Raw genomic sequence first — 11,754 nt, 5'->3', positions numbered from 1 at the left:
GTGACGAATAAACCCGGGGCGTGTCGTATGGCGGGCACACCTTGAGTTCGTGCTACCATTTATTCGTTTGAGTACACCTGTGCAAATGGAGGAAAATCCATGGCTAACGTTCTTGTTTTTGGCCACCAGAACCCCGATAACGATGCCATCATGTCGGCTGTCGTGCTGTCTCAGCTTCTCAATCAGGTTGAGTATGCCGGCAATACCTACGAGGCTTGCGCTCTGGGCGCTCTGCCTGCCGAGTCTGCGAAGCTTCTTGCCGACGCTGGCGTGGCGGAGCCGCGTCAGATCGACTCGGTTGAGGAAGGCCAGCTCGTGCTCCTCACCGACCATAACGAGAGCGCTCAGTCCGTTGAGGGCCTAAAGTCTGCAACCGTCTTTGGTGTGGTCGACCATCACCGCATTGGCGATTTCGAGACCGCCGGCCCCCTGCACTACCTCGCCTTCCCGTGGGGTTCCAGCTGCACGATTGTGACCAAGGTTGCCCAGATGTTGTGCATCGAGCTCACCGATGTTCAGGCCAAGCTGCTGCTTTCCGCCATGATGACCGATACGCTCATGCTCAAGAGCCCCACCACTACCGATGTTGACCGCACTGTGGCCGCCCAGCTGGGCGAGCAGGTGGGCGTCGATCCCGTTAAGTTTGGCATGGAGGTCTTCCTTACCCGTCCGTCCGGTTCCTTCACTGCTGCCGAGATGGTGGGCAACGACATCAAGATGTTCGAGCCTGCTGGCAAGAAGCTCCTCATCGGTCAGTATGAGACGGTCGATAAGTCTCGCGCTCTGGGCATGATTGACGAGATTCGCGAGGCCATGCGTGCCTACGCTGCCGAGAAGGGTGCCGACGGCATCGTCTTGTGCATCACCGATATCATGGAGGAGGGCTCGCAGGTGCTTCTCGAGGGCGACACGGAGTTCGCTCAGAAGGGCCTGTCCATTTCTGACGAGCATGATGGCGTGTGGATGCCCGGCGTGCTTTCCCGCAAAAAGCAGGTTGCTGCCCCCATTATCGCTGCTGCTGAGTAATTTCGGTTGCATATGTCGCGTAAGTCTGCCTAAAACGGTGTAGATTTGCGCGCGGTGGGTAGGATAATTCCAGACGCAAGGTTTAGCGCGACTCGCATAACAGCGGGCCGCGCTTCTTTTAAGGTTCAAACAAGGAGGCCGCCTATGGAATCATGCGACCAGCTCTTCGACGCCGCCCAGAGAAAGCGCCTTGAGCGCCATGATCTATGGGATCGGGTCACGTCAAACGGTACGATATCGGCTGCGGTGATGGTGCTCGCTGCAATCGCCGCCGTCGTGTGTGCCAACACAGCTGCGTACGAACCCATCCATCATTTCCTGGAACAAGAGCTCTTTGTGGGCTTGGGCTCGCTAACGGCGGGGTTTACCGTTGAGGTCTTCGTAAACGATTTCCTCATGGCGATCTTCTTCCTGTTGGTTGGTATCGAGCTTAAATACGAGATGACCGTGGGCGAGCTCACCAACCCGCGCCAGGCGATGCTGCCGATGCTTGCCGCCGTGGGCGGCGTGGTGGTTCCCGCATGCATCTATGCCTTCCTAAATAAAGGCGGGGCAATTCATGGTTGGGCAATTCCGATGGCGACCGACATCGCGTTCGCGCTGGGCGTTATGTCGCTGTTGGGCAATCGCGTGCCTAACGGCGTGCGCGTGTTCTTCTCCACGCTGGCTATCGCCGACGACCTTATCTCGATTCTCGCCATTGCCATCTTCTATGGCCAGAGCCCCAATTTGCTATGGCTGGCCGCCGCTGTGGTGGTAACAGTGCTTCTGATTGTGCTCAATCGCACGCGTCATTTTAGGCTTGCGCCCTACATTATTCTGGGTTTGCTGCTGTGGTTCTGCATGTTCAGATCGGGCGTTCACGCTACGCTCGCCGGGGTGATCTTGGCCTTTACCGTGCCCGCCAAGTGCGGTGTCAAACTTTCGAATCTTACCGACTGGCTTGGCGAGATTATGCCCGAGCTGGACGAGCATTTTGACGAGGACGCGCATGTGCTCGGCCAGCACGACTTCACGCATGCCGCTACGCGCGTGGAACGCGTGATGCACCGTGTGACTCCGCCGCTGCAGCGCTTGGAGCACTACATCAGCACACCGGTGAACTTCTTGATTCTGCCCATCTTTGCTTTTGTGAACGCGCAGGTACGCCTGGTGGGCGTGGACATGGGCGCCTTGCTCGTCGACCACGTGACGCTTGGCACGTACCTTGGCATGCTGCTGGGCAAGCCCGTTGGTATTTTTGGAGTGACGTTTGTCCTGGTGAAGCTTGGTCTGGCCGAGCTTCCGCGTCGTGTGAACTGGAAGCATATCGTGGGCGTTGGCATCTTGGGTGGCATTGGCTTCACCATGTCGATTCTTATTGCCGGCCTGGCGTTCCCGGCTGCCGAGTTCGAGGTCTTGGCGGCCAAGGCTGCCATCTTGGGCGCCTCGGTCACGGCTGCAGTCGTGGGCATGATCTATATGAGTCGTGCTTGCCCGCGTCGTTAGCGCCCGCCCTCAATAAAACAAGATAAGAATGAGTCCGCCGCCGTGTCTGATTTGATGCGCGGCGGACTTTTTGGCGGTGAACGGTGTGATTCCGCCCCCAAACAGCAAAATGTGACAAATTAAACCTGTCGACTTTTTGTCACATCTAGGGGAGAGGGGGGGATTATTCTACGGTGCCGTAGAGGGAGCCCCAGCCGTGGGCGGCGAGGGAGGAGTTGAGCTGGTCGCAGAGGCGCGAGCGCTCGTATATGCCAGGCGGCAACAGGGTCACGATCTCCATGAGGTCGGCGGGTAGGTCGAGGATCTCGGCTTGCACTACAAGGTCCAGCCGGTCGATTTCATGCTTGTTGGAATACAGGCTGTCGACTAGACGCTGAAGTTCTCCGTACTCATCTGCTTGAAAGGAGCCAATGCGCATGTTTCCTCCTCGCGCTCTTTTGCGCCCACGCATAAAGCGAGGCGTCGGTAAAGCTATACTTTAGCGGAGTGTATCAACGCCGGCGAGTGAAAGGCCGATTATGCAGACGATATATCAGCAGATGGATTCAGGTGAGCTTGCACAGACGATTGCCTCGCTCAAAGACGAGGTTGCCGCTGTCAAGGTTCGTGGCCTGGCGCTCGACATGGCCCGCGGCAAGCCCTCTCCGTCGCAAGTGAACATCTCGCGCCCCATGCTCGATATCTTGGGCGCCGATTCCGATCTGCATGATGGTAGCGTGGACTGCAGCAACTACGGTTGTTTCGAGGGCATTCCTTCTGCGCGTAAGCTTGCTGGCGAATTTTTGGGTTGCCCTGCCGAGCAGACGCTCGTGCTGGGTTCTTCGAGCCTGCTGATCGAGCACGATATCGTGGGCACCTTCTGGCGTTGCGGAACATGCGGGTCTGAACCCTGGTCGGCCTATGCCGCCGCCCACGAGGACAAGCCGGTCAAGTTTTTGTGCCCCGTGCCCGGCTACGATCGTCACTTCGGTATCACGGAGGATCTGGGCATCGTCAACATCCCGGTTGCCATGACCGAGGATGGTCCGGATATGGATGAGATCGAGCGCCTGGTCGCGTCGGATGATTCCATCAAGGGCATCTGGTGCGTTCCCAAGTACTCCAACCCCACGGGCATCACCTTTAGCGAGGATACGGTGTGTCGACTGGCTACTATGACTTGCGCTGCCCCCGACTTCCGTATCCTGTGGGATAACGCCTACTGTGTCCATGACCTCTATGATGAGAGCGACGAGCTCGCAAACATTTTTGACATTGCCCGCGAGGCGGGAACCGAGGACCGCGTGGTCGCATTTGCCTCGACTTCCAAGATCACCTTCCCGGGTGCGGGCATCGGATTTGTGGGAGCTTCGCCTGCGGTGCTTGCCGAGTTTGCGCATCACCTCAAGGCAGGCCTTATCAGCGCAGATAAGCTCAACCAGCTGCGCCACGTACGTTTTTTGCCCACGCTCGATGCGGTGCGCCAGCACATGAAGAAGCATGCCGAGTTCTTGCGTCCGCGCTTTGAGTGCGTGGAGGAAAAGCTTGCCGAGGGGCTGGGCGGCACCGGTTGCGCTACCTGGACGCATCCACGCGGCGGCTACTTTGTTTCTTTCGACGGTCCCGAGGGCTCTGCCAAGCGTGTGGGGGCGCTCTGCGCCGAGATGGGCGTCAAGCTTACCACGGTGGGCGCCACTTGGCCGTATGGGGAGGATCCGCACGACACCAATATCCGTATCGCCCCAAGCTATCCCACGGTGGAGGAGCTCTCTGCCGCCCTTGACGTTCTCGTACTTGCCGTCAAACTCGTGTCCGCCGAGCTCGCCGCCGAGGCGCTCGAGTAGCTCGAATAGCACATACCGTTCGAGCGCCCGAGCCTGCGACTGCATGCGGGGCGCACCCATGTATTCAGGGGGATTGTCATGATCTTAACCGCTCGATATGTCTTGCCCGTTGTGGGGCGTGCCATCGAAAACGGCGCCGTTGTGGTGCAAAACGGTCGCATTGCTGCTGTAAGTACCCTTGATGAGCTGCGCTATTGGTATCCGGATGACGAGGTGCGCAACTTTGGCACCGCAGCGCTCATTCCCGGTTTTGTGGACGCACACAGCCATTTGGAGTACTCCACCATGGGCGGCATTTTTGAGGATGTGCCGTATGCGCCCTGGAAGGCTCGCATCGTGGAGAAGAGCCGCCTGCTCACTCCGCAGGATTGGGAGGACGCAGCGCTGTTGGGAGCCGTGCAGGCTCTGTCTGCGGGCATCACCGCTATTGCCGATGTAACGCAGACGGGAGCGCCCCTGCGCGCCATCGCCGCTACCGGCCAGCACGGCGTGATCTATCGCGAGGTCATCACTCCAAAGAAATGCGACGTCGAGGCCGATATGGCCGCTGCCGATCGCGACATTCAGGACTGGCGCGCCTTTGCCGCCGATCGCGATATGCTCGTGCGCGTGGGCATCGGACCGGGTTCGATCTATGCCGTGCACCCCGAGGTATTGCGTGCCATTGGCGAATATGCCGACGAGCAGACCCCTGTTGCCGTCCATGTGGCGGGTTCTCGTGAGGAGGCAGACTTTATCCGCTACGGTTCCTCGCCGTTTGCTCTTGCCGCCGATAGCGAGGAGTCCCATGCGTACGAGGGACTGCAATCCGATACCTTCCTGCCCACGGGCGTTTCCCCCATCCGCTATGCGCTCAACTGGGGCATCCTCTACGCACCCGAGGTCGTGGCGATTCATGCAATCTGCATCGAACCGGGTGACATCGAGCGCTTGGCCGAGCAAAACGTGGGCGTTGTTGCCTGCCCGCGTTCCAACGCCAAGCTCGGCAACGGCGTGACCCCGCTGCTGGCATTCCGCGATGCGCACATTCCCGTGGCGCTGGGCACCAACTCTCCCGCCGCAGCAGATTCCACCGATCCTTTGGAGGAAATGCGCTTTGGCCTGCTGCTGCAGCGTGCGACCTCAGGTGACAAGGGATTCCTGTCTGCGCACGATATGCTTCGCATGTCCACCATCGATGCGGCGCGCCTTATTGGCATGGACAAGGAGATTGGCTCGCTGGAGATTGGCAAGCGCGCCGATATCGTGGCGGTGGACCTCTCGAACTCCATGCAGGTTCCCACCAACTCGCCGCATGCTGCGGTAGTGCATTCTGCCAGCCGCAACGACGTCATGATGACGATGATCGACGGTCGTGTGGTTTACGATCGCGCCGAGGGTTTTTCGCTTCCATGTGAGGCCGAGCGGGACGACGTGGATGCCATCTTGCGCCGTGCAGAGGAATTGCGAATCAGGTTACGCGACTAGGGAAGCTGTCCTTTCGCACGTTACAATTGACAAAGCGAGGGCCTTCGCTGTTCGCAAGGTAGTTTCATCTCGCCGTGCGTCACCATGTCTGGTTGATGCACGGCTGTTTTCATCAAAGGCAAAGGAGACGACATGGAACTCGGCATCACCACCAGCCCCACGCCTGAACGCTATACCGTCCACGTTGCGGGCGAGGTCGATATTTCCAATGCGGATGCACTGCGCACCGCGATCGATCTTGCGCTCGAGCAGCCTCCGGCGGAGGTCGAGCTCGATTTTTCGCAGGTGTCCTATATCGACTCCACGGGCATCGGCGTACTTGTGGGCGCCGCACATCATGCGCGTGACCACCAGAAGAGCTTTGCCATCACGGGCGCTCAGATGGGCGTGATGCGCGTGGCGCAGCTTCTGGGCGTCGACAAAGAGATTGGCATGAGCGCCGCTTAGACAGCGGAACCTATGAGCGCTGCGTAAACAATCCACAGTCTTGTTTAGGGCGGCCTCGAGCCGCCCTACTTCGGGGTATACTTTTGCTCGCTTGTTCGCATGATGCTGCGCTGAGGGCACGGTCGCAGGTGCCGTAGCGCATGCTTGTTGGAGGTTTCCTTGTTCGGTATTGGATCGACTGAGCTGGCGATCATTTTGGTCTTCGGCTTTCTTCTCTTTGGGCCGGATAAACTGCCCCAGATGGGTCGCACCATTGGACGTGCGCTTCGTCAGTTCCGTGAAACGCAAGAAAAGCTCACCAGCGTGGTGCAGTCCGAGGTGGTCGACCCCATGACCGCTGCGGTCAACGAGCCCACACGCCCGCGTCGCGTTGACGACGATGATGACGACACCGATGCTTCTGCCGAGGAGGCCGAGGCCCCCGCTCGCAAGGAGACGTTTGCCGAGCGCCGTGCTCGCCTGGCCGCCGAGAAGGCTGCCGCCGAGCAGGCAGCGCAGGAAGGCGATGCCGCCGAGAAGGACACCGCGGTTGCTGATGTTGCCGCTACTGCCTCCGAACCTGCACCTGCAGGCGATGCCGCCAATGCTACCGATGCCGCGACCGATACCGCCACCGCGGACATCGAGGCCGAATCCGAGGACCGTGCCACGGCCGACCTTTACGCTCGCCGCCCGCGCAAGCGCAAGGCGGAGGCGGAGCAAACCGACGCCCAGGATGCTGAGGCTTCTGCCCAGCCCGGCGATGCTGTGGAAGGAGGCGACCGATAATGCCCATCGGACCTGCGCGCATGCCGCTTCTCGATCACCTGGGAGAGCTTCGTCGCCGTCTTACCATTGTGATCGTCACCATTGTGGTTGCTACCGTCGTCATGTACTTTGCCACGCCCGTGCTGGTGGACATCCTGAAGGAGCCCATTGTCCCGTACGTCCCGGATGGCAAGTTCTACATCACTACCTCGCTCGGCGGCTTTGCCCTGAGATTCTCTATCGCCATCAAGATCGCTGTGGTCATGTGTACGCCGATGATCATCTGGCAGATTTTGGGCTTTTTCCTGCCGGCGCTCAAGCCCAATGAGCGTCGTTGGGTTGTTCCCACTGTTCTTGCCGCTACGGCGTTGTTCTTCATCGGCGCGGTCTTTTGCTACTTCATCATTGTCCCGGCAGGCTTTGAATGGCTGCTGGGAGAGGCCGACGCCATTGCCTCGGTCTTTGCGAATCTTGAGGACTATATCAACATCGAGATTTTGCTGATGATTGGTTTTGGCGTGGCATTCGAGTTGCCGCTGATCGTTTTCTACCTGGCTGTCTTCCACATCGTGCCGTATTCCAAGTTCCGTTCGGCATGGCGCTATATTTACGTTGCAATGCTGGTGGTTTCGGCCTCGATCACGCCCGATGCAAGCCCTGTCACCTTGATATTCATGTATGCTGCCATGCTCTCGCTCTATGAGATTTCGCTTGCGGTGACGCGCACGGTCATCATTGCGCGCGACGGCAAGAAGGGCCTTACGGAGGGTCGCCTGGACTTCTTCTCCGATGAGGACGACGAGTAGCGCTCGCACTCCAACCGCTTAATAGCCCTACGAATACCGGCACGGGTTTCCTGATGTGCGATGCCATTTGTGGCGTCCATTTGAAGGGAACCCGTGCTTTTGTGTGTCATGAGCACGGGTACCTGCGCAAATATTCTTTAAACCTGTATACTGTACCGCTTGAAAGCCTACCGATTTCAGGAGCATGCTTGTGAAGCTCGTAATCGCCGAGAAGAATATCGCCGCACAGAAGATCGCTCAGCTGCTGAGCGATGCCGGCAAGCCTAAAAACGACAAGGTGTACAACACCGCGGTCTATCGTTTTACGGTGGATGGCGAAGAGTGGGTCTCTATGGGCCTGGCGGGCCATATTTTGGCTCCCGATTTTCCCGATGAGATTCTGTTCGACGAGAAACAAGGTTGGTACTCGCTGACCGAAGACGGCGAGGTTCTGCCTGCCGATGTGCCCGATGGCCTGGCGCGCCCGCCTTACGAGAGCAAGCGTCGTCCTTTTTTGCCCAACGGAATCAACATCAAGGGTTGGAAGGTAGAGAGCCTCCCGTACCTTACATGGTCTCCCATTATTAAGAATCCCGCAGAGCGCGAGATCATCCGTGTGCTCAAGAATCTTGCCAAGAAGTCCGATTCCGTGATTATCGCTACCGATTTTGACCGTGAGGGCGAGCTTATCGGTGCCGATGCCCTTAGCATGGTACGCGAGGTGGCCCCCGATGTGCCCGCTTCGCGTGCGCGCTACTCTGCACTCATTAAGGCTGAGGTCACGGCTGCGTTCGATAACCTTGTTGAGCTTGACGAGAATTTGGCCGATGCCGGCGAGAGCCGACAGTATATCGACCTGATCTGGGGCGCGGTGCTTACGCGCTACCTGACTCTTGCCAAGTTTGGCGGTTTTGGCAATGTTCGTTCTGCCGGCCGTGTGCAGACGCCTACCTTGGCATTGGTTGTCGAGCGCGAGCGCGAGCGCAGGGCATTTATGCCCGAGGATTATTGGCAGATCCGCGGTATGGGCGCTACGGCCGAGTCTGAGTTTAAGATTTCGCATAAGACGCCGCGTTTTACCGATAAGGCTGCGGCAGAAGATGCTTTTTCCCATGTTGAGCATGCGACGACGGGCACGATCGTCGAGGTGTCCAAGCGCTCGCGCAAGCAGCAGCCCCCCGTGCCGTTTAACACCACGTCCCTCCAGGCCGCCGCTGCTGCAGAGGGCATTTCGCCTGCACGTACCATGCGCATTGCCGAGTCCCTCTATATGAGCGGTTTTATTTCGTATCCCCGTGTCGACAACACGGTTTACCCGCGCTCACTCGATCTCGAGGGTATCGTCAAAGGGCTGTCGTCGGGTTCGCCGGCGCTTGCCCCCGTATGCAAAAAGGTCCTCGCCGGTCCCATGAAGCCCACGCGCGGCAAGACCGAGACCACCGACCATCCGCCCATTCATCCTACCGGTCAGGGCGACCCCGAGACCCTCGATGGCGGCCAGAAGAAGCTCTATAACCTTATCGCACGCCGTTTCCTGGCTACGCTTATGGGCCCTGCAACCATCGAGAACACCAAGCTTTCTATCGACGTTGCGGGCGAGCCGTTCACGGCGACCGGTGACGTGCTGGTAGATCCGGGTTTTCGTGAGGCGTATCCGTATGGCCTCAAGCGTGATGAGCAACTTCCGGCGCTGGTGCAAGGCGACGTTATCGATGTACACGACATCAAGCTTGAGGCGAAGCAGACCGAGCCGCCCGCGCGCTATAGCCAAGGCAAGCTCGTGCAGGAGATGGAGAAGCGCGGCCTGGGCACCAAGTCTACGCGCGCAAGCATCATCGAGCGTCTCTATACCGTTCGCTATCTTAAAAACGACCCCATCGAGCCAAGCCAGCTGGGCATGGCTATCATCGACGCCCTGCACGAGTTTGCTCCGCGTATTACCACGCCCGAGATGACTGCCGAGCTGGATGCGGATATGACGCGCGTGGCAGAGGGCAAGGACACGCAGGAGCACGTGGTTGACCATTCGCGCGCTCTGCTCGCAGGCATGCTCGATGCGTTGATTGAGCATAAAGATGACCTGGGGGAGGCCATCTCCGACGCTGTGACCGCCGACGCAAAGGTAGGCGAGTGTCCCAAGTGCGGCAAGGATCTGGTCATGAAGACGAGCGCCAAGACGCGTGGCAGCTTTATTGGCTGCATGGGCTGGCCGGATTGCGATGTGACTTATCCTGTCCCTTCGGGCGTCAAGGTGAGCCCGCTGGAGGGCGAGGCCGGCGTGTGCCCCGAGTGCGGGGCACCGCGCATCAAGTGTCAGCCGTTCCGCAGCAAGGCATATGAGCAGTGCGTGAACCCCAAATGCCCCACCAATTTTGAGCCCGACCTCAAGGTGGGCGAGTGCAAGGTGTGTGCCGAGGCGGGACGCCATGGCGATTTAATCGCCCATAAGTCCGAGAGAAGCGGCAAGCGCTTTATTCGCTGCACAAATTACGAAGAATGCCAGGTGAGCTATCCGTTGCCGGCGCGCGGTAAGCTGCAGGCAACGGGTGAGACCTGCCCGGAGTGCGGCGCCCCCATTGTGGTGGTCGAGACAGCGCGTGGTCCATGGCGCATCTGCGTGAATATGGAATGCCCCAGCAAGGAAAAGAAAACAACATCTCGCGGACGCGGCGCCGCCGGGTCGAAGACCTCTGCAGCCAAGAAGACGACGGCTAAGAAAACGACTGCAAAGAAGGCGGCTACAAAGAAGTCGACGGCCAAGAAAACGGCTGCAAAGAAGTCGACGACAAAGAAGTCGGCCGAGTAATATCCCAACATGCCAAGGATGCCATTTGCGGGTTGCGTGGCATGGACACTTCCAAACGTGCAGGGCTGCGTTCCAAGCGCGGCCCTTTCTCTTTTGAGTCAGTTTAATAGCCCCCACACCGTGTTATCACGTACCAATTCGTTCTTTTGGAACAGGTTATTTGCGTCGATTATGGGACATTCATTTCACAANGTTGGGGTTGCAGAAGGAGAAGTCGAACCCGTAGTGGGCGGCGAAGCGCGTGAACGTGTCGGCGGTGCTGACAACCTGGCCGACCCTTCTGCCGACGCCCGTGGCGTTGTCAAACACCAACCGGGTGGGCACGCCCCCGCAGAACTCGAACACGGCCTTCAGGCCCTCGCAGACGCATTCCGACGTCTCGCCCCAGAAGCATTGCGCCAGCGACACGTTGGAGAACGGGAAGGTGACCACCAGGTAGTGCACCTCGCGCATGACGCCCAGCACCCTGAAGTCGCACACGCCGAAGTCGACCTGCCCCTCGCCGGGCGCCCATTCGAGGTTGAGGAACTCGTCTTTGGCGCCTTTGAGCTCGGCTTTGCGCTTCTTGACGTAGGCCTGGACGATTGTGTAGCTGCCGTCGTAGCCGCATTCCGCGACGAGCCGGTCGAATACCCGCTGGGCCGTGTGTCGCTGCTTGGGGCGCCGCTTCCTGTCCTCCGCAAGCCAACGATCTATCGTCGCCTTGAACGGGTCAAGCTTCGAACCGCGCCTCTTCCTGGGCTTGACCTGAGGGGAGAAGTCGTCCATGTCGCGGTATTTGCGCACCGTGGGCTCGGAGATTCCCTCCTCCCTGGCTATCTGGGCGACGCTGTCGCCACGGGCAGCGCGCTGCTTGATTGCTAGAATAGTTGACATGCCGATCATTTCCTTTCCGGCCTCCTTGAGTCGATTACCGAAGCAATGACTAAGTTAGGCCATCCGTTGGAGGTGGTCGGCGCCTTTGCTTATGAGGCGAAACAATCGTCGTGAAACCCGAAACTTTTATCTCGTGATTTCCTAAAAATAAAAGCTATCAAAAACACACAACTCCTTCACTAAGCACAAGCAGTATTGACGATCTCGAACACCCTATCAAAATGCGGTAAATAGTGAAAAATTAATGCCTTGACCTTGGATTCATTTCAAGATAAAGCATCATATAACT

General features: G+C 58.6%; 10 protein-coding genes. 8 read left to right on the top strand and 2 right to left on the bottom strand.

Annotated features, from left to right (window positions below):
- Positions 1-99 precede the first annotated feature (99 nt).
- Both BQ9843_RS08175 and nhaA read left to right on the top strand, forming a co-directional pair.
- Positions 100-1,026 carry a manganese-dependent inorganic pyrophosphatase gene (locus tag BQ9843_RS08175; protein ID WP_075844624.1) on the top strand — a complete coding sequence of 309 codons (927 nt, stop codon included), beginning with the start codon at positions 100-102 and terminating at the stop codon, positions 1,024-1,026.
- A gap of 144 nt (positions 1,027-1,170) precedes the next feature.
- The gene (gene nhaA / locus BQ9843_RS08170) at positions 1,171-2,514 is read left to right on the top strand and encodes a Na+/H+ antiporter NhaA (protein ID WP_075844623.1); all 1,344 of its coding nucleotides are present in this window, start codon (positions 1,171-1,173) and stop codon (positions 2,512-2,514) included.
- A 163-nt stretch (positions 2,515-2,677) separates the two neighbouring features.
- Here the strand turns inward: nhaA and BQ9843_RS08165 are convergent, their stop codons facing one another.
- Positions 2,678-2,932, bottom strand: a complete 255-nt coding sequence (locus BQ9843_RS08165; RefSeq protein ID WP_022386810.1) for a hypothetical protein — start codon at positions 2,930-2,932, stop codon at positions 2,678-2,680.
- 100 nt (positions 2,933-3,032) lie between these two features.
- Between BQ9843_RS08165 and BQ9843_RS08160 the strand changes: the two genes are divergently transcribed.
- The 6 genes from BQ9843_RS08160 to BQ9843_RS08135 all read left to right on the top strand — a co-directional run bounded on the left by BQ9843_RS08160 (position 3,033) and on the right by BQ9843_RS08135 (position 10,589).
- Positions 3,033-4,337 carry an aspartate aminotransferase type Ic gene (locus BQ9843_RS08160; protein WP_075844622.1) on the top strand — a complete coding sequence of 435 codons (1,305 nt, stop codon included), beginning with the start codon at positions 3,033-3,035 and terminating at the stop codon, positions 4,335-4,337.
- A gap of 78 nt (positions 4,338-4,415) precedes the next feature.
- Positions 4,416-5,804, top strand: a complete 1,389-nt coding sequence (locus tag BQ9843_RS08155; protein WP_075844621.1) for an amidohydrolase family protein — start codon at positions 4,416-4,418, stop codon at positions 5,802-5,804.
- Positions 5,805-5,936: 132 nt separating this feature from the next.
- Entirely contained in the window at positions 5,937-6,251 is a 315-nt protein-coding gene (locus tag BQ9843_RS08150; protein WP_022386813.1) for an STAS domain-containing protein, read from the top strand.
- 159 nt (positions 6,252-6,410) lie between these two features.
- A complete protein-coding gene (locus BQ9843_RS08145; protein ID WP_075844620.1) occupies positions 6,411-7,019 on the top strand; it encodes a Sec-independent protein translocase subunit TatA/TatB in 609 nt (202 codons plus the stop codon).
- The gene (gene tatC, locus BQ9843_RS08140) at positions 7,019-7,804 is read left to right on the top strand and encodes a twin-arginine translocase subunit TatC (protein WP_195906645.1); all 786 of its coding nucleotides are present in this window, start codon (positions 7,019-7,021) and stop codon (positions 7,802-7,804) included. Before BQ9843_RS08145 ends, tatC begins: the two co-directional genes overlap by 1 nt.
- A gap of 190 nt (positions 7,805-7,994) precedes the next feature.
- Positions 7,995-10,589 (top strand): DNA topoisomerase I, encoded by a 2,595-nt coding sequence (locus tag BQ9843_RS08135; RefSeq protein WP_075844722.1) that lies wholly within the window; start codon positions 7,995-7,997, stop codon positions 10,587-10,589.
- Positions 10,590-10,769: 180 nt separating this feature from the next.
- On the opposite strand, the gene istA is transcribed toward BQ9843_RS08135, so the two are convergent.
- A complete protein-coding gene (gene istA / locus BQ9843_RS08130; RefSeq protein ID WP_195906644.1) occupies positions 10,770-11,465 on the bottom strand; it encodes an IS21 family transposase in 696 nt (231 codons plus the stop codon).
- Positions 11,466-11,754: the final 289 nt, after the last annotated feature.

It is taken from the genome of Collinsella bouchesdurhonensis, from assembly GCF_900155365.1.
GTDB lineage: Bacteria > Actinomycetota > Coriobacteriia > Coriobacteriales > Coriobacteriaceae > Collinsella > Collinsella bouchesdurhonensis.
Note: the sequence above shows the minus strand (reverse complement) of the source record. Positions and strands in the feature narration are given on the sequence as shown.